The sequence below is a fragment of the Pelagerythrobacter marensis genome, from assembly GCF_036700095.1.
In the GTDB taxonomy this organism is placed as follows: Bacteria; Pseudomonadota; Alphaproteobacteria; order Sphingomonadales; family Sphingomonadaceae; genus Pelagerythrobacter; species Pelagerythrobacter marensis_A.
Window position 1 is genome coordinate 542652 of sequence record NZ_CP144918.1, and the last position, 18573, is coordinate 561224.

The window sequence follows — 18573 nt, forward strand, 5'->3', positions numbered from 1 at the left end:
CTGCCCCGCCATGCGATGGCGAAGGGCCGTACTATTCGCGCCCCTTCCCGTCGCTCGCGGCTGCGTCGCGCACGTCCTCCACCGGAACGCCGAGCAGGCGCGACAGGCGCTCGATTTCGTCGTCGGTGAGGTCGAAAAGCCGCCGCGGCTCGGGCAACTGCGCGCTCCGTTCCTGCAAGTTCTCGATCATTGCCGGCATCATCTCCAGCACTGCCGGCATCACCTCGTTCATCGCCGACATCACTTGCGGATCGGCGAAGATGAGCATCGATTCGGCGGCATAACGGCCCCCGGTCGGGGTTTGGAAAAACCGGTCGAGCTCGACCAGGTCCGAACGCTCGAACCGCACCGCATAAGCGCGCGCCAGCCCTGCACGATACGAAGGTTCGATCCGTTGCATCAGGGCGCCGACCATCTCCGACGTGACTTGCGCAAAAATGGCGTTGCGCTGCTCATGAGCCGGGTCGAGGATCGCCAGCACCTCTCCCAGCCGCGCGTCGCCCATTTCGGCAATGTCGCTCTCGTCCAGCCCGCCGATCGCGGCGAGCTGCGCCAGCGGCACCTGTTGCATCGAGCCCATGATCGCCTCCATCATCGGCTCCATGGTTTCGTCCATCATGCGGGCATAGGTCCCTGGCGGGAAGATCCGCGCAACCACCGCTTCGGCTTGCGGCAGGCGCGCTTCCTGTTCGGCAGTCAGCGGATCGCTGGGGAAGAGGTTCGCCAGTTCGGCCGCCAGAGCCTCCACCTCTTCCATGCTTTGGGCGGCAGGGTCCGGTTCCTGCGCGGCGAGGGTGGACAGGGGTGTCGATATCAGGGCCGCCGCGACGACCAGAGTCTTTGCCTTCACGATTCGCTTCCTCGCTCGATTGCCGATCTCAGTGCCCGGCCTGTGAACCGCGCTCCAGGCCCGACAGGGCAAGCTGTTCGTCGATCTGCGCCATCAGTCGTTTCAGCCCCGCTTCGCTGTCGCTTTCTGCCCGGGCAACGAGCACGTCCTGCGTGTTCGAGGCGCGCAGCAGCCACCAGCCGTCCTCGGTCGTCACTCGCACGCCATCGGTGCCGTCGACTTGCGCCGGCCCCTCGGCCAGCCGCGCGCGAACTTCGTCGATGGCAGCGAACTTGCGCTCTTCATCGACCTGGAAACGCATCTCGGGCGTATTGATCATCGCCGGCATCGCCCCGCGCAGCGCGGTGACCGACTTGCCCAGCCGAGCACTCGCGGCCAGCAGGCGAACCCCGGCGTAAAGCGCATCGTCATAGCCGTAGTAATCGTCGGCGAAGAACACATGCCCGCTCATCTCGCCCGCGAGCGGCGCGCGAGTTTCCTTCATTTTGGACTTTATCAGCGAGTGCCCGGTCTTCCACATGATCGGCTGCCCCCCCAGCGCCGCGACCTGGTCGAACAGGGCGCGGCTGGCCTTCACATCGGCGATAACCGTCGCGCCCGGCTGTCGCGTCAGGAGGTCTTCGGCATAGATCGAAAGCAGCTGGTCGCCCCAGATCACGCGCCCTTCGCCGTCGATCGCACCGATCCGGTCGCCGTCACCGTCGAATGCGACGCCGAAATCGAGGTTCTTTTCCGCGACCAGCGTGCGCAGGTCCGCCAGATTCTCCTCGACAGTGGGGTCGGGATGATGGTTTGGGAAACTGCCGTCGACATCGGTGTAGAGAAGGTGGTGTTCGCCCGGCAGGCGCGCGGCAAGCGCCTCGAGCGCGGGACCGGCCGCACCGTTGCCCGCATCCCAGCCGACCCGCAGATCGGCCAGCATGCCGCGATCGATCCCGTCGAGGCCGGCGAGCAGGCGATCGACATAGGCTTCCATGATCTCGCGTGTTTCGACAGTGCCGGAACCGTCGTGCCAGGCCCCGTCGCCGGCCAGCCGGCCGAGCCGCTGGATGTCCTCCCCGAAGAACGGCCGGCCCTGGAATACCATCTTGAAGCCGTTGTAATTGGGGGGATTATGGCTGCCGGTTATCTGTATGCCGCCATGCACTTCCTCGGCTGAGGCTTCCGCGAAATAGAGCATCGGCGTCGGTCCCATCCCGATCCGCACCACATCGCAGCCGCTCGCCGTCAGCCCTTCGACCAGGGCGTGCTCGAGCGTGGGCGAGCTGACGCGGCCGTCGTATCCTACTGCGACGGTGCGACCGCCCGCCTCGCGCAGGAGAGTGGCAAAGCTGCGTCCGATGGCCCGGGCATCGTCCGGGCCGAGCGTTTCGCCGATGATGCCGCGAATGTCGTATTCGCGCAGAACGGTGGAATGAAACTGATGCGCCATGCGATCCCTTCAGGATTGGTCGAGCCCATGCGGGGGCAGTTGATCGAGCAGCAGGTCGCGCGCAGCGTTGGCTTCGTGCACCTGCCCGGCGGTCCCGCCCCGATCGGGGTGGACCACGGCGACCAAACGCTTGTGCGCGGCAATTATTTCCGCGCGATCGGCATTGTCGGCCACGCCGAGCAATCGCCGGGCGCGCGACACCGCCTGCCGGCGCGGAGAGCCGGCGCGGAGATAGTCCCACGGCCATTTGCCGAGGAGCATTCTGCAGCCGATCGAAATCGCCGCCACGATGACGATCAGCCGCAGCATGGCTCAGGCCAGCTCCAGTTCCGAAGATCGGCGCGCCGTTTCCGGCAGGTGGAGCCCGGCCACCAGGCTGCGCAGTTCCTGGCGTGCGACGAGGTGGCTGGTGCCAAGCTCCCCCAGATGCCCCTTGTCGAGCAGGGTCAGGCCCGACGGGAACAGTTCGCGATAGATCACGCGTTCCGACAGGCCGCGAGCCACCCGGAAACCGGCGCGCTTGGAAAGTTCGGCCAGCGCGCGTTCGATCCGCTGCATATTGCGCGCCTCGACATGGCCGGTGCGATTGCGCACGACGACCCAGTCGATTTCCTGGCGCCGCTCGAGCGCGCGGGTCTTGCGGGTTTCCCAGATCAGCTCGGCATAGAAACTGAGCCTGCGGACCTTGAAACTTTCGGCGTCGACCTGCCCGATCAGATCGAAATCGACGAAGCTGTCGTTGAGCGGCGTGACAAGGGTGTCCGCCCCGGTCGCTGCGTGGCGGGCCAGGGGATCGTCGCGGCCGGGCGTATCGATGACGATGAAATCCGATCCTTCGCCCAGACGTTCGAGGGCGCTCTCGAACTCATCGGTATCGCGGCCGCCGAAGACCTCGCATTGCGCGCTCGGCAGACGGATAGAGCGCCGTTCTTCCGTTTCTCCGCGATTCTCGAAATAGCGGTGCATCGTGCGCTGGCGCGAATCCAGATCGAGCGCGGCAACCCGCGCGCCGCGATAGGCCAGCGCCACGGCGACATGGACCGCGGTCGTCGACTTGCCGGTCCCGCCCTTTTCGTTGGCGAAGACGATCCGATGGGGGCGCTGGTCGGGCACGGGGGCAGGCTTCCTGTCTGTTGTCATTGGCGGGCGCCAGCGGCTAGTTGGCGCGCAGTCCAGCTTTATCGGAGGCCCCGGGCCCGTGCAAACCGCGACCGAGCTTGAAATGTTGAGAACGGCCATCGCCCGGCTGCGGGATGGGGGCAAGACCCTCGCCCTGGTGCCGACGATGGGCGCATTGCACGAAGGGCACCTGACGCTCGTGCGCGAGGCGCGGCGGCGGGCGGACCGGGTGGCCGTGTCGATCTTCGTGAACCCGACGCAGTTCGGACCCGGCGAGGATCTCGACGCCTACCCCCGCCAGCTAGCCGAAGATGCGCGGATGCTGGAGGCGGAAGGGGCCGACCTGCTGTGGGCGCCCGATGTGGCGCAGATGTATCCCGATGGCTTTGCCACTGCGATTTCCGTAGCCGGGGTCAGCGAAGGCTTCTGCGGTGACAGCCGCCCCGGACATTTCGACGGGGTGGCGACGGTGGTGTGCAAGCTGTTCAACCAGGTCCGCCCCGATCTCGCGCTGTTCGGCGAGAAGGACTGGCAGCAGCTCGCGGTGATCCGCCGCATGGCCCGCGACCTCGATCTGGTCGCACCGCATGCGGGCGCGATTCACGGCGTGCCGACCGTGCGCGAGGCGGACGGGCTCGCGATGTCGAGCCGCAATCGCTATCTCTCGCCGAAAGCGCGAACGGCGGCGGCCGTTCTTCCCCGCGCGATGCGCGAAGCGATTGCGCGGATAGAGGGCGGCGCCGAGGTGGCGCCGACCCTTGCCATGCTGGAGGAGGCGCTGCTGGGCGCCGGCTTCGCACATGTCGATTATGCGGACCTTGCCGATGCGGCAACCCTCGCCCCGCTCGACGCGCTCGGCCCTCGCCCCGCCCGCCTGCTGGTGGCGGCCCGGATCGAGGGAACCCGGCTGATCGACAACATGCCGGTCGGGCCGCAAGGCGACTGAACGCCGGTGGCCGCAAGCTGTTCCGCCCGGAATCTTGTCGGGGATGGAGGAGGGATGGAGCGGGTAGCGGGAATCGAACCCGCATAACCAGCTTGGAAGGCTGGGGCTTTACCACTAAGCTATACCCGCCCGCTCGATCCATGCGTTGCCATCATCGGCGCGGATTCGCAATATCGCGTTTGGAAAACCTGCATAGGGGCAGGCTTACCTTGCCGCCCCCCAAGCAAATCCGCTTTTGCGCCGGTCTGCCAATGGGCTAGCCAGCATGGCCGATCTCCAGCAGGGGCAGAACTTTCCATAACGTCATGCGTCGACTGACTCATCTCGAACGGCTCGAGGCCGAGAGCATCCATATCATGCGCGAAGTCGCGGCCGAGGCCGTGCGCCCCGTCATGCTCTATTCGGTGGGCAAGGACAGCGCGGTCATGCTACATCTCACCCGCAAGGCCTTCCACCCGTCGCCCCCGCCCTTCCCCCTGCTCCATGTCGATACGACCTGGAAATTCACCGCGATGTACGAGATGCGCGACAGGATGGCCGAGAAGGCCGGAATGGAACTGCTCGTCTGGCGCAATCCGGAAGCGATGGAGCGCGGGATCAACCCGTTCGACCACGGTCCGCTGCACACCGACATGTGGAAGACGCAAGGGTTGAAACAGGCGCTCGACCATTACGGCTTCGACGCCGCATTCGGCGGAGCGCGCCGCGACGAGGAGAAGAGCCGCGCGAAAGAGCGGATTTTCTCGTTCCGTACGGCGAGCCACGGCTGGGACCCGAAGAACCAGCGCCCCGAACTGTGGAACCTTTACAACGCCAAAAAGGCCAAGGGCGAGAGCATCCGCGTTTTCCCGCTGTCGAACTGGACCGAACTCGACATCTGGCAATACATCATGGCCGAAGGAATCGAGATCGTCCCCCTCTACCTCGCCGCGCCGCGCCCGACGGTGGAACGCGACGGATTGCTGCTGATGGTCGACGACGACCGCTTCCCGCTGGAGCCGGGGGAGGAACCGGTCATGCGCTCGATCCGCTTCCGCACACTGGGCTGCTATCCCCTGACCGGCGCGGTCGAGAGCGAGGCGGCGACCTTGAGCGAAGTGGTGCAGGAAATGCTCCTCACCACCACCAGCGAACGCCAGGGCCGCGCGATCGACAAGGACGAGGGCGGCGCCGGCATGGAGAAGAAGAAGCAGGAGGGGTACTTCTGATGGCCCACGACGCTTCGCACGAGCCGGCCTACAAGGCGGACAGCCTGATCGCCGAGGATATCGACGCCTATCTGGAGCAGCATCAGAACAAGGGGCTTTTGCGCTTCATCACCTGCGGCAGCGTGGACGACGGCAAGTCGACCCTGATCGGGCGGCTGCTTTACGATTCGAAGATGATCTTCGAAGACCAGCTCGCCAGCCTGGAAGCGGATTCGAAGAAGGTCGGCACCCAGGGGCAGGATCTCGATTTCGCCCTGCTGGTCGACGGCCTGGCGGCCGAGCGCGAGCAGGGCATCACGATCGATGTCGCCTATCGCTTCTTCGCGACGCAGAAACGCAAGTTCATCGTCGCCGATACGCCGGGGCACGAGCAATATACGCGCAATATGGTCACCGGCGCATCGACCGCCGACCTCGCGGTGATCCTGGTCGATGCGCGCAAGGGCGTGCTGGTCCAGACGCGACGCCATTCCTACCTTGCGCACCTGATCGGCATCCGCCACGTGGTGCTGGCGGTGAACAAGATGGATCTGGTCGATTACGACAGGGACCGGTTCGAAACGATCGTCGCCGACTATCGCGCGTTTGCGCAGGAGATCGGCATCGAGGATTTCACGGCGATCCCGATTTCCGGGTTCAAGGGCGACAATATCACCGCCGCACCATCGGCCAACACGCCGTGGTACGAGGGGCCGAGCCTGATCGAGCATCTTGAAACAGTGGAGATCGCCAATACGGCAGCGCAGGCGCGAGCCTTTCGCATGCCGGTGCAGTGGGTGAACCGGCCCAACCTCGACTTCCGCGGCTTTTCCGGCCTCGTCGCCGGAGGCACCGTCAAACCCGGCGACAAAGTGCGCGTCGTCCCATCGGGCAAGACCAGCACGATCCGGTCGATCGTGACGTTCGACGGCGAACGGGACGAGGCTGTCGCCGGCCAGTCGGTCACGCTCACGCTGGAAGACGAAGTCGATTGTTCGCGCGGCGACGTGATTGCCGCGGCCGACAATCCGCCGGAATCGTCCGACCAGTTCGAGGCGACGATCGTGTGGATGAACGACGAGGCGCTCAAGCCGGGGCGCGGATACTGGCTCAAGCTCGCCACCCAGACTGTGACCGCCACGGTGCAGGAGCCGAAATACGAGATCAACGTCAATACGATGGAGCATCTCGCGGCCAAGACGCTCGGCCTCAACGCCATCGGCGTCGCCGAACTGCGAACCGAGCGGCCGATCGTGTTCGAACCGTATGCCGAGAGCCGTGCGCTGGGCGGGTTCATCCTGATCGACAAGATGACCAATGCCACGGTCGGCGCCGGCATGCTCCATTTCAGCCTGCGTCGCGCGCAGAACGTCCACTGGCAGCCGACCACAATCACGCGCGAGGATCACGCCGCGATGAAGAACCAGCGCCCGCGGGTGCTTTGGTTCACCGGGCTTTCCGGGTCGGGCAAGTCGACCATCGCCAACGCGGTCGAGCAAAAGCTCAACCTGATGAACCGGCACACGTTCCTGCTCGACGGCGACAACGTCCGCCACGGGCTCAACAAGGACCTCGGCTTTACCGAAGCCGACCGGATCGAGAACATTCGCCGCGTGGGCGAAGTGGCCAAGCTGATGACCGATGCCGGCCTGATCGTGCTGACCGCCTTCATCAGCCCGTTCCGCGCGGAGCGGCAGATGGTCCGCGCGATGATGGACGAATGCGAGTTCATCGAGATCTTCGTCGACACCCCGCTCGAAGTGGCCGAGGCGCGCGATGTGAAGGGGCTGTACAAGAAGGCACGCAGCGGCGAGTTGAAGAACTTCACCGGGATCGACAGCCCTTACGAGGAACCGGAAGACCCCGAGATCCGCGTCAACACCGTCGAGATGACGGTCGAAGAGGCAGCCGACTACATCATTTCCAGGATTCTCCCACTCAAATGACGATGACCGATGCCGAATTGGCCGCGCACCTCGCCCGCATTGCCGGACGCATTCTGATAGAAGTGCGCGAAAGCGCCATGTTCGAAGGCAAGCAGCTCGGCAGCGCGGGAGACGAAGTCTCCAACCGCTACCTGCTGCACGCGCTCAGGGCGCAGCGCCCGGACGACGGGATCCTGTCGGAGGAAAGCCGCGATACACTGACCCGCCTCGACAAGGATCGCGTCTGGATCATCGATCCGGTCGACGGGACGCGCGAATATGGTGAGGCCCGCACGGACTGGGCGGTCCACGTCGGGCTGTCGATCGAAGGCGAAGCCGCCGCCGGGGCCGTCGCGCTGCCCGACCTCAACGGCGGGGAAGTGCTGCGCAGCGATCGCGTGGCGCCGCTCCCGCCGGCGGCCGACCGGCCGCGCCTGGTCGTCAGCCGCACCCGTCCCGCCAAGCAGGCCGAGGCGGTCGCGCAGGCGATCGGCGGCGAACTGGTCGCAATGGGCTCGGCCGGGGCCAAGGCCATGGCCGTGGTCCGCGGCGCGGCGGAAATCTACCTCCACACAGGCGGGCAATACCAGTGGGACAATTGCGCCCCGGTCGCGGTTGCCGCCGCCCACGGGCTGCACTGTTCGCGCATCGATGGCAGCCCCTTGCGTTACAACGGCCCCGATACGTCGCTGCCCGATGTCCTTATCTGCCGGCCGGAATGGGCCGAGCGCGTGCTCGAGGCAGTTCGGCAGACCGCCTGATCGCTATTCGGCCGCAGGCGCGCCTTCGGGCGACGATCCTGCCTCGCCCGCCTCTTGCGCCGCGCCGTCCGCATTATCGGCGGGAACGGCGATGGCAACGTCCACCCGGCGGTTGGCAGCACGGCCGGCTTCGTCGGGCGAACCGTCGGGGTTGGCATTGGGCGCGATCGGGCGTTGCTCGCCCAGAGCGATGATGCGAATCCGCTGCTCGTCCACCCCGTGTTCGACCAGCCAGTCGCGCACCATTTCCGCGCGGCGGCGCGAAACGCGCAGGTTGGTTTCGTCGTCGCCGACCGAATCGGTGTGGCCGCGCAGAACGATCGCACCCCCTGCTTCCATCTGGGGCGACCGCACGATCGCCTCGAGATCGGCGATCGCATCGTCCGACAGCGTGCCCCCGGCATCCGCGAAAGTAACGCTGGCCTCCAGCGGTTCGAGCGCGGGTTCGATCCGGTCGACCTCCACGTCGGGCCGTATGATCGACGTCGGCTCTGTCGTCGGCGCGGAGCTGGGTTCCGGCGCAGCGGGCTCCTCGCTGCCGTTGCAGCCCGCGAGTGCGAGTGCGGCCGTCGCCGCAGCCCATCGTTTCATAGTGCTTGTCCTCTCGCTCATGCCGGCTGCGCATCCGGTTCGTCGGACGCCGGAGACCGCACTGCCTCCCCCGCCGGCCGGCTTTTGGGCGGGGTGAACGAAATGATCGTGTCGCCCGGCCTCGGGTCGGGCCGCGCGGCATGGGTGAAGAAGCGCAGCGTTCCTCCCTTGCGCACCAGCAGGAGAAGATGACCCTCCTCCGGCAGCAATTCGCGTGCGTCGTCGAAGTCGAATTCCTCCGAAAGCTTGGTCTTGCGGAACACCCAGCCTTTGGCCTGGCGTTCGTTCACGTCCGCGACGCCGAAGCCCGATTCGAACAAGGCGCGCCCGCGCAGGGACGAAGGGATGGCATGTTTGTCGGCCTCGTCGGCGGCTTCGCCGAGCTGGTACACGGTATCCCGCCCGATCTCGTAAGCGAACTCGTTGCAGACCAGCGTATTGTACGCCTCGTTCTCGGTCGCGGCGACGAGGACCTGGAACGGGGAGAGGTCGAGATTGTGTTCGGTCGCCTCGTTCAGGATCTCCCCATGATAATAGGGCAGCCCCGCCCGCCGGGCGGCCGCCAGGCGTTGCCAGCTGGAATCGACGATCATGACCGGAGTCTTGAGCGACAGCATCTCCTGCGCCAGCGCGATCGTCCAGGGCGTGCTGCCCACGATCAGCAGTCCCGGGCGACTGGTGCCTTTCACGCCCAGCAGCCGCGCCACGAGGTTGACGGTGAAACCGTGCGCGACGATCGTCACGACCACCACCGCGAAGCTGAGGCCGATCAGAACCTCGCCATCGGCATAGCCGAGATCGGACAGGCGCAGGGCGAAGAGGCCGGAAATCGCCACCAGCACGATCCCGCGCGGAGCGATCCAGGCAAGGAACAGCCGCTCGTTCCACGGGACCGAGCTGAACAGCAGGCTGGTCAGGATCGTCAGCGGGCGGACGAGGAACAGCAGCGCGAGCAGGAACAGCCCGAAGCGCCAGTTGAGATAGCTGAGCTCGCTGTAGTCGAGCGAAGCCGACAGCAGCACGAAAATGCCCGAAACCAGCAGGACGGCAATGTTCTGCTTGAACGGATGGATCGAGCGGAGGCTGGAGACGTTCATGTTCGCGAGCGCGACGCCCATCACCGTCACGGCGACCAGCCCGGCTTCGTGCTCGATCTTGTTGCTCAGCACGAAAACGCTGATCACCATCGTCAGCAGGACCGGAACTTTCAGGTACTCCGGGATCAGCCCGCGCGGGAACGACCAGGCGACGAAACGCGCGGCGACATAGCCGATTCCGCCCGCCAGGATGGCCGCGATGATCATCGGCGGGACGACCTCGACCACGGTGGCATCGGGCGCGGCGGCGACCATGCGGAAATATTCGTAGGCGATCACGGCACAGAGCGCCCCGATCGGATCGTTGACGATCGCTTCCCACTTCAGCACCGCCGCGGGGCGCGGCTGGACATTCGACTGGCGCAGCATCGGCAGGACCACGGTCGGGCCGGTCACCACCAGGATGCCGGCGAACAGGATCGCCACCGGCCAGACAAGGCCGGCGATGTAATAGCCCGCGAAACTGCCCAGCAGCCATCCGATCGGCACGCCGAACAGCACCAGGCGCCAGACCGCATCGCCGGCATGGCGCAGTTCGCGCAGATCGAGGCTCAGGCCCCCTTCGAACAGAATGAGCGCGACCCCGATGGCAACCATCGGCTCCAGCAGTTCGCCGAACGCGTGTTCGGGATCGAACAGGCCGAGCACAGGACCGGCAAGAAAACCTGCCGCCAGCATCAGCACGATGGCCGGCCAACCGGTGCGCCAGGCGACCCATTGTGCGCCGATCCCGAGCACGCCCACCAGCGCGATGACGAGAGCCTGTTCTTCCATCTGTCGGAGTGCTCCCCCTCTGCCGCCCTTCGCAAATACGCGCGAAGGGCGGAATCTATCCCGTCAATCGCCCTCGAACTGCATCAGCGCGTCGACCGCGATCCCGTCGGCGCGCAACCTCTCCGCCCCGCCCAGATCGGGCAGGTCTATCACGAACAGCGCGATCGGCACACTGGCGCCGGCCTTGCGCAAGAGCGCCGCGGCCGCAAGCGCCGTACCGCCGGTCGCGATCAGATCGTCGACGATGACCACGCTCGTCCCGGCGGCGATCGCATCGGGATCGACCTCCAGACGGTCGCTGCCGTATTCGAGGGCATAGTCGACCCCGATCGTTGCCGCCGGCAGCTTCCCCGGCTTGCGCACCGGCACGAAACCGACGCCCAGTTGCACCGCCACCGCGGCGCCGAAAATGAACCCCCGCGCCTCCATGCCTGCGATCGCTTGCGCTCCCGCGCTCCGCGCCCGGCCGGCCAGATGCCCGACTGCCGCCGCAAAGCCGGCGCCATGGCCGATCAGAGTGGTTATATCGCGGAACTGCACGCCGGGCGCGGGGAAGTCCGGCACGGTTCGGACGATGGCCTTGAGATCCGCAAGCGTCATCGCTCATATCCGACGCAAAAGCCCCCTCGCATCGCTGCCGATGGAGGGGGGCATTCTGCGCGTCGCAAACCGTGTCAGCCGTGTTCGCGTTTCGGCGAAACGCTGGACCAGACCTGCTTCTTGGCGAAGAAGGCCAGGATCGTGGCGAAGATCAGGAAGCCGAGCACCGGCCACCCCGTCTGGCGGCGTTCCACCATCTTGGGCTCTGCCGTCCAGGTGAGGAACGCGGCCACGTCGGCGCTCATCTGCCGGATCGTCGGCTCGGGATTCCCCTCGGCATAAGTCACCTGGCCATCCGCCGTGATCGGCGGCGCCATCGCGAGGTTGAGATTGGGGAAATACCGGTTGAAATGCAGGCCCGCCGGCGTTTCGAAGTCGGGGAATTCCGCCTTCAGCTCGTCGGGGATCGGTCCGTAGCCGGTCAACAGCGAATAGACGTATTCCGGCCCGTGATGACGCGCCTTGGTCATCAGCGAAAGATCGGGCGGAATCGCATTGTTGTTGGCCGCGGCAGCCGCAACCGCATTGGGATAGGGCGAGGGGAAATAGTCGGTCGGCAGGCCCGGGCGAAAGGTCTCTTCGCCGGTGTCCGGGTTGATGCCCGGCACCTGGTAGCTGGCCGCCTCGGCCTTGATCTGGCCTTCGGTGTAACCCAGCCCCGCAAGATCGCGGAAGGCGACGTACTTGAGGCTGTGGCAGGCGGCGCAGACTTCCTTGTAGACCTGATAACCGCGCTGGAGCTGCGCCATGTCCCAGGTGCCGAAGGGCCCGTCGTGCTGGAAGCCGCCCTCGGGCCCATGGGGCGCGAGATGGAATTCGTGCTCGGCAGTGTGCTGGGCCTCTTCGGTCGCCCAGGTGTAGGCGCCGGTGACGAAGGCCAGCAGCACCACGATGCTGAAGCCGAGACCGACGAGGATTGCGATAGGCCGGATCATTGTGCGTCTCTTTCTCTCGTCCTCAACTCAGGTCGCGGGCGTCGTGTTTTCGCCGAGCACGGCCTTCTTGTCCGACCCCAGCACGGCTTCGGTGATCGAGTAGGGCAGCGGCTCGGGCTTCTCGAACGAGGAGACGAGCGGCAGGATCACGAGGAAGTGCAGGAAGTAGTACGCGGTCGCGATCTGGCTCAGCATGACGTAGGGCTCTTCCGCCGGGGCGCCGCCGCAATAGAACAGCACCGCCATCGCCGGGATCAGCCCGAACCAGAAGAACTTGCGGAACAGCGGGCGATAGTGGCCGCTGCGCACCGGCGAACGGTCGAGCCAGGGCAGGAAGAACCACAGCAGGATCGCGGCGAACATCGCGATCACGCCCCACAGCTTCGCCGGCAGGATGAAGTCCATCGTGAAGGCGCGCAGGATCGCGTAGAACGGCCAGAAGTACCATTCGGGAACGATATGCGCCGGGGTCGAGAGCGGGTTCGCCTCGATATAGTTGTCCGGGTGGCCCAGGGCATTGGGCAGGAAGAACACCATGATCGCGAACAGGACCAGGATCACGCCCAGCCCGAAACCGTCCTTCGCCGTGTAGTACGGGTGGAAGGGCACGGTGTCGCTCTCGCTCTTCACCTCGACCCCGGTGGGGTTCGACGATCCGGGAATGTGCAGCGCCCAGATGTGCAGGATGACGACGCCCGCAATCACGAAAGGCAGCAGGAAGTGCAGCGAGAAGAAGCGGTTGAGCGCCGCGTCGTCGGGCGCATAACCGCCCAGCAGCCAGACCTGCAGCGGCTCGCCGACCACGGGGATCGCGCCGAACAGGCCGGTGATGACCTTCGCGCCCCAGAAGCTCATCTGGCCCCAGGGGAGCACGTAACCCATGAACGCGGTCGCCATCATCAGCAGGAAGATGACCACGCCCAGCAGCCACACCATCTCGCGCGGCGCCTTGTACGAGGAGTAGTAGAACCCGCGGAAGATATGCAGGTAGATGACGATGAAGAAGAAGCTCGCACCGTTGGCGTGGGCATAGCGCATCAGCCAGCCCCAGTTCACGTCGCGCATGATGTGCTCGACTTTGCCGAAGGCGACGGTCGCGTCCGATGCATAGTGCATCGCCAGCACGATCCCGGTGACGATCTGCAGCACGAGGAAGAACCCGGCCAGAACGCCGAAATTCCACATGTAGTTGAGATTGCGCGGCACCGGATAGCCGGCGCCGACGGCGTTGTAGACGAGCCGCGGCAGAGGCAGTTTCTCGTCGAAGAATTTCATGACCGGGTTGGTCGGCGTATATTCCTTCGCCCAGGGGAAGCTCATTTTCTGTCTCTCGCTCCTCAGCCGACGCGAATCACGGTGTCGGACGTGAACTCGTATTCCGGCACTTCGAGATTGGTCGGTGCCGGACCTTTGCGGATGCGCGCGGCCGTGTCGTAGTGCGAGCCGTGGCAGGGGCAGAAATAGCCGCCGAATTCACCCTTGTTCTCGCCTTCCGCCGCGCCCAGCGGCACGCAGCCCAGATGGGTGCACACGCCCATCGTCACGAGCACGTCCTCGTGCCCTTCCTTGGTCCGTTCCTGCAGGGTCTGCGGGTCGCGCAGCGAACTGACGTCGACCGCGTTGGCTGCCGCGATTTCCTTCGCCGTAAGGCGGCGCACGAACAGCGGCTGCTTGCGGAAAACCGCCTTGATCGACTGGCCCGGCTCGATCGCCGAAACGTCGACCTCGGTCGTGCTTTCGGCAAGGACGTCGGCCGAAGGCGCCATCTGGCTGATCAGCGGATAGAGAACCGCAACCCCGCCGAAACCCGCGGCGCTGACCGCCGCAATGTTGATGAAATCGCGCCGGTGCACCCCATCGCCATGCCCCGCATCGTGCGGATCGGCGACGGCTTCGGGTGTCGCGGCGCCAGTCGTATCAGCCATCAGTTCTGCCTTAGTTCCGACGTGTCTTGCCCTGATCCGGCCCGCTGCCGGCGGGGAGGACCCCCACACGACCGTCATCCGCACACATGCGGACGAGGCCCCCTGCGGAGCCGGTTTGGGCGGCCTGTAGACGCGAAAGCCACCGCTGCCAACCGCCTTTTTCCAACGATGGAAAGCCTATGCGGACAACCCGACCAGCGAGATCAGGCGCCCGTAATTCGGCTCCCCCCGGTGTGTGGCCCGGCGAAACGAATAGAAAAGCTCCGGCTCCGCATAAGTGTCGCGGCAAAGAGCCTCGACCCGTTCCACACCCGCCGAGCGCAATCGCATGGCGGCATAGGCGGGCAGGTCGAACTGCCAGTGGCCAGGCCGGCCCGGTACGAAAAAGCGGCTTTCGCGGCTACCGAAACGGGCGCGGAACCCGTCGTCCACTTCGTAGCTTTGCTGCATGATGCAGGGCCCGATCGCCGCCGCGATTGCGGAGCGGTCCGCCCCCAGCGCGACCATCGCCTCGACCGTATTTTCCAGCACGCCGGCCTGCGCGCCGCGCCAACCGGCATGGGCGGCGCCCACCACCCCGGCCGCGCGATCGGCCAGCAGGACCGGCGCGCAATCGGCGGTGACGATGCCGAGCAGAAGGCCCGGCCGGCCAGTCACCAGGGCATCGGCCCTGGGGCGCTCTTCTTCAGGCCAGGGATCGTCCACGACCACGACATCGGACGAGTGGACCTGGTGCAAGCCGACCAGCCGCGCCCCGGGCAGGACCGCTTCGGCGGCCAGCTGCCGGTTCCGCCGCACCGCCGCCGGATCGTCGTCGGCGCCGAAACCGCATTGCAGCCCGGCCACCGCGCCGCCCGAAACGCCGCCCCGCCGGGTCATGAATCCGTGCGGCACCCCTTCGAGCGCGCCTGCCGAAAGCGCCTCAACCAAGCGAGCGCCCCACCTGCTCGCGCGTGTCCCGCGAAAGACCGGGCGCAGCGGCAATCCGTTCCAGCTCCGCGCGCATCAGCGCCGCACGCTTCGGCTCGATCCGGCGCCAGCGGCCGAGTGGTGCGACGAAGCGCGCCGCGGTCTGCGCGTTGATCGGATCGAGATCGAGGATCAGATCCGCGATCAGGCGATAGCCTTCGCCGCTCGGCGCGTGGAAGGCGTGGGGATTGCCGGCAAAGGCCATGTAGAGCGCACGCACGCGATTGGGGTTGCGCAGGGTGAAATCTGCGTGCTCGCGCAAGGCCTTGACGTGTTCGATCGCTGCCGGATGGAGCGACATGGCCTGGAGGCTGAACCACTTGTCGATCGCCAGCGCATTGCCCTCGTAACGGCGATAGAAATCGATCAGCCGGTCGGTTCGCGCCGCGCTGTCGAGCCCGCACAGCACCATCAGCGCGCCCTGGCGGTCGGTCATGTTGTCGGCCGCATCGTATTGTTGCGCCGCCAGCTCCGACGCCGCATCGGGATCGCCGGCGGCAAGGTATGACAGCGCGAGCGTCTTGACCTTGCGCGCACCCCGCGCGCCCCGGTCGAGGCTGTAGGGGACCGCGCTTGCCCTGGCGTGCAGGGCGCGCAGACGGTCGCCGAGTTCGCCGGCCAGCCAGCGCTTCAACCCTTCGCGCTCGCGATGGATGCGGCCGGGATCGGCGACCAGCATCTGTTCGGCGAGGTAGGTCTCGCCCGGCAGGACCATGAGTTCGCCGCGCATCGTATCGTCCAGCCGATCGTCGTCGAGCACGGCGGCGAGGGCCTGCGCAATGGCATCCTGCCCCTGCCCGCGGCCCTTCGCGTCGAGCCCTTCGCCCGCTGCGGCGACCAGGTGGCCGACGACGAGTTCCTGCATCGCCTCCGCCCGGGCGAAGGCGTCGTCATCATGGGCGGCGAGGAACACCAGGTCGTCGCGCGGCACCTGGCGTTCGATCGAAACCGGGGCCGAGAAGCCCCTGTTGATCGAAAGCACGGGCGGGGTGGAGAAGCCGGCGAAGGCGATCGTCGTCTCTTCGTCTTCCAGAACGACCAGTTCCTCTCCGCGATGGGCGCCGGTCTCGCGATCGAACAGCGCCAGGCGCAACGGGATCGGCATCGGCTGCTTGGCCGGCTGGCCCGGCGTCGGGGGCACATACTGGCGCAAGGTCAGGGTCGCGGTCTCGCCCCGGTGCTCAAGCTCGGCCGAGACCTTGGGCGTGCCCGCCTGCGAATACCAGCGGCGGAACAGGCCGAGGTCCAGGCCGGCGCCGTCTTCCATCGCCTTGATGAAATCCTCGCACGTCGCCGCTTCGCCGTCGTGGCGATCGAAGTAGAGATCGGTCCCCGCGCGGAACGCCTCGGGGCCGGCCATCGTGCGCATCATGCGGATGACTTCGGCACCTTTGTTGTAGACGGTCGCGGTGTAGAAGTTCGAAATCTCGCGAAAGCTGTCGGGCCGGATGGGATGGGCCAGCGGGCCCGAATCCTCGGGGAACTGGACCGAGCGAAGGACGCGCACGTCCTCGATCCGCTTGACCGCCTCGCCCTGAAGATCCTGGCTGAAAAGCTGGTCGCGCAGAACGGTGAAACCTTCCTTGAGCGACAGCTGGAACCAGTCGCGGCAAGTCACCCGGTTACCCGACCAGTTGTGGAAGTATTCGTGCCCGATGATCCCCTCGATCGCGTCGTAATCGCCATCGGTCGCGGTTTCCGGGTCGGCCAGAACATATTTCGTGTTGAAGATGTTGAGGCCCTTGTTCTCCATCGCACCCATGTTGAAATCGCCCACGGCGACGATGTTGAACTGATCGAGATCGTATTCGCGCCCGAACGTCTCCTCGTCCCATTTCATCGCTCGCTTGAGCGATTCCATCGCGTGTTCGGTGCGCGGCAGGTCCTCTTCGCGCACCCAGACGTTCAGCGCGACCTTGCGCCCGCTCATCGTGGTGAATTCATCCGACCGGGCGACGAGATCGCCTGCCACGAGCGCGAAAAGATAGCTAGGCTTGGGCCAGGGATCGTGCCATTCGGCCCAGTGCCGGCCATCGCTCGCCTCGCCTTCGGCCACTTTGTTGCCGTTGGACAGCAGCACGGGGAACTGCGCCCGCGGCCCTTCCATCCGCACCCTGTAGGTCGAGAGGACGTCGGGCCGGTCGGGGAAGAACGCAATGCGGCGAAACCCTTCGGCCTCGCACTGCGTGCACAGCATGCCGTTGGAGGCATAGAGCCCCATCAGCTGCGAATTGGCCGAAGGATTGACCCCGGTCTCGATCGCGATTTCGTGCGCGTCGCCCGAAAGGGGCAGGATCAGGTCGCCTTCGTCCATCGTCCAGCCATCGGTCGGCGTGCCGTCGATCGCGACCGACAGCGGCTCCAGCCCGTCGCCGTGCAGACGGATCGTGTCGGCCCGGTCGCCGCGGGCATTGCGCGCCACGGTAAGCCTGGCCTTCACCCGCGTCCACTCGAGGCCGAGATCGAAATCGAGCGCGATTTCCGGGACCAGCCAGGGGAAAGGGCGGTAATCCTCGCGCCGGATCAACGGCGGTTCCTTCGGTTCGGGAGCCGCATCGGCCATTTCGGGATTGTCGTCCGGGGTGGTGGGGTCTGTTCGAATATCCATGGTTTGCAGCTTCTAGGTCCTTTCGCTTGCGCGTCCATCGGATAGAACGCGGATATGCGCACAATGTTCATCTTCGGCATGGGCTACGCCGCCAGCCGCGTCGCCCGCACGCTGTCCGCGCGGGGCTGGGCTGTTACCGGGACCGGGCGGCACGGCGATATCGCCTTCGACGACGCGGAGGCCGTGCACGCCGCGCTCGCGCGGGCCGACCACGTGCTGTCGTCGGTCCCGCCCGACCGCGCGAGCGGCGAGGACCCGGTTCTGACGCGATACGGCCAGCAGCTTGGAGCGGACGGCGGCCGGTGGACCGGATACTTGTCGTCCACCGGGGTCTATGGCGACACGGGCGGGGCCTGGGTCGATGAAAGCGCGCCGGTCGGCACCGGGCGGCGAGCGGCCCGCGCGGCCGCCGATGCGCTATGGCTGGAACGGGGTGCGCGCGTTTTCCGCCTGCCCGGAATCTACGGCCCCGGGCGCAGCGCGCTCGACCGTGTTCGCGAGGGCAAGGCGCACCGGATCGACCTCGGCCCCGGCGCGCCGGACCAGGTGTTCAGCCGCGTGCATGTGGACGATATCGTGTCCGGCGTGCTCGCCGCGCTGGAGGCGCCGGCAGGGGCATACAATCTCGCCGACGACCTGCCCGCGAGCCAGAACGCCGTGGTGGAGGAAGCCTGCCGCCTGCTCGGCCGCGACCCGCCGCCCCTGCTGACCCCGGACGAGGCCGGCCTGTCGGTGATGGCGCGCGGCTTCTACGCCGAAAACCGCCGGATCGCCAATGGCAAGGCGCGGCGCGTGCTCGGCTGGCGGCCGCGCTATCCGACCTTCCGCGAAGGGCTGGCGGCGCTGATCTGATC

General features: G+C 66.3%; 17 protein-coding genes and 1 tRNA gene. 5 read left to right on the forward strand and 13 right to left on the reverse strand.

The annotated features are described in order from the left end of the window. Positions 1-31: 31 nt before the first annotated feature. Genes V5F89_RS02530 through V5F89_RS02545 form a run of 4 tightly spaced genes read right to left on the reverse strand, consistent with a single transcriptional unit; the run spans position 32 to position 3422 of the window. Positions 32-850 carry a hypothetical protein gene (locus V5F89_RS02530; protein WP_338446693.1) on the reverse strand — a complete coding sequence of 273 codons (819 nt, stop codon included), beginning with the start codon at positions 848-850 and terminating at the stop codon, positions 32-34. A 28-nt stretch (positions 851-878) separates the two neighbouring features. Further along, a complete protein-coding gene (gene pgmG / locus V5F89_RS02535; RefSeq protein ID WP_338446694.1) occupies positions 879-2282 on the reverse strand; it encodes a phosphoglucomutase/phosphomannomutase PgmG in 1404 nt (467 codons plus the stop codon). Positions 2283-2291: 9 nt separating this feature from the next. Beyond that, positions 2292-2591 carry a J domain-containing protein gene (locus V5F89_RS02540; protein ID WP_338446695.1) on the reverse strand — a complete coding sequence of 100 codons (300 nt, stop codon included), beginning with the start codon at positions 2589-2591 and terminating at the stop codon, positions 2292-2294. A gap of 3 nt (positions 2592-2594) precedes the next feature. Then, positions 2595-3422 carry a division plane positioning ATPase MipZ gene (locus V5F89_RS02545; RefSeq protein WP_338446696.1) on the reverse strand — a complete coding sequence of 276 codons (828 nt, stop codon included), beginning with the start codon at positions 3420-3422 and terminating at the stop codon, positions 2595-2597. A gap of 58 nt (positions 3423-3480) precedes the next feature. On the opposite strand from V5F89_RS02545, the gene panC reads away from it, so the two are divergent. Further along, complete coding sequence (panC, locus tag V5F89_RS02550) at positions 3481-4347, forward strand: pantoate--beta-alanine ligase (RefSeq protein WP_338446697.1); 867 nt, start codon at positions 3481-3483, stop codon at positions 4345-4347. Between the two features lie 55 nt (positions 4348-4402). On the opposite strand, the gene V5F89_RS02555 is transcribed toward panC, so the two are convergent. After that, positions 4403-4476 (reverse strand) — tRNA-Gly (locus V5F89_RS02555). 143 nt (positions 4477-4619) lie between these two features. Here V5F89_RS02555 and cysD point away from each other — a divergent pair. Genes cysD through V5F89_RS02570 form a run of 3 tightly spaced genes read left to right on the forward strand, consistent with a single transcriptional unit; the run spans position 4620 to position 8220 of the window. Further along, positions 4620-5555 carry a sulfate adenylyltransferase subunit CysD gene (gene cysD / locus V5F89_RS02560; RefSeq protein ID WP_338447492.1) on the forward strand — a complete coding sequence of 312 codons (936 nt, stop codon included), beginning with the start codon at positions 4620-4622 and terminating at the stop codon, positions 5553-5555. Further along, a complete protein-coding gene (gene cysN, locus V5F89_RS02565) occupies positions 5555-7480 on the forward strand; it encodes a sulfate adenylyltransferase subunit CysN (protein WP_338446698.1) in 1926 nt (641 codons plus the stop codon). The genes cysD and cysN overlap by 1 nt, the downstream gene beginning before the upstream one ends. A gap of 2 nt (positions 7481-7482) precedes the next feature. Further along, complete coding sequence (locus V5F89_RS02570; protein WP_338447493.1) at positions 7483-8220, forward strand: 3'(2'),5'-bisphosphate nucleotidase CysQ; 738 nt, start codon at positions 7483-7485, stop codon at positions 8218-8220. 3 nt (positions 8221-8223) lie between these two features. On the opposite strand, the gene V5F89_RS02575 is transcribed toward V5F89_RS02570, so the two are convergent. The 8 genes from V5F89_RS02575 to pepN all read right to left on the reverse strand — a co-directional run bounded on the left by V5F89_RS02575 (position 8224) and on the right by pepN (position 17719). Continuing rightward, positions 8224-8811, reverse strand: a complete 588-nt coding sequence (locus V5F89_RS02575; protein WP_338446699.1) for an OmpA family protein — start codon at positions 8809-8811, stop codon at positions 8224-8226. A gap of 17 nt (positions 8812-8828) precedes the next feature. Then, positions 8829-10682, reverse strand: a complete 1854-nt coding sequence (locus tag V5F89_RS02580; protein ID WP_338446700.1) for a sodium:proton antiporter — start codon at positions 10680-10682, stop codon at positions 8829-8831. 63 nt (positions 10683-10745) lie between these two features. Continuing rightward, the gene (locus V5F89_RS02585) at positions 10746-11282 is read right to left on the reverse strand and encodes an adenine phosphoribosyltransferase (RefSeq protein WP_338446701.1); all 537 of its coding nucleotides are present in this window, start codon (positions 11280-11282) and stop codon (positions 10746-10748) included. A 74-nt stretch (positions 11283-11356) separates the two neighbouring features. Continuing rightward, positions 11357-12217, reverse strand: a complete 861-nt coding sequence (locus V5F89_RS02590; protein ID WP_338446702.1) for a cytochrome c1 — start codon at positions 12215-12217, stop codon at positions 11357-11359. Positions 12218-12244: 27 nt separating this feature from the next. Next, positions 12245-13537, reverse strand: coding sequence for a cytochrome b/b6 (locus V5F89_RS02595; RefSeq protein ID WP_338446703.1), 1293 nt, complete (start codon positions 13535-13537; stop codon positions 12245-12247). 17 nt (positions 13538-13554) lie between these two features. Continuing rightward, positions 13555-14142 (reverse strand): ubiquinol-cytochrome c reductase iron-sulfur subunit, encoded by a 588-nt coding sequence (gene petA / locus V5F89_RS02600; protein WP_338446704.1) that lies wholly within the window; start codon positions 14140-14142, stop codon positions 13555-13557. A gap of 177 nt (positions 14143-14319) precedes the next feature. Further along, positions 14320-15021, reverse strand: a complete 702-nt coding sequence (gene pgeF / locus V5F89_RS02605; RefSeq protein ID WP_338447494.1) for a peptidoglycan editing factor PgeF — start codon at positions 15019-15021, stop codon at positions 14320-14322. A 43-nt stretch (positions 15022-15064) separates the two neighbouring features. Beyond that, positions 15065-17719, reverse strand: coding sequence for an aminopeptidase N (gene pepN, locus V5F89_RS02610; RefSeq protein WP_338446705.1), 2655 nt, complete (start codon positions 17717-17719; stop codon positions 15065-15067). A gap of 54 nt (positions 17720-17773) precedes the next feature. Between pepN and V5F89_RS02615 the strand changes: the two genes are divergently transcribed. After that, complete coding sequence (locus tag V5F89_RS02615; protein WP_338446706.1) at positions 17774-18571, forward strand: SDR family NAD(P)-dependent oxidoreductase; 798 nt, start codon at positions 17774-17776, stop codon at positions 18569-18571. The last annotated feature ends 2 nt before the right edge of the window (positions 18572-18573 follow it).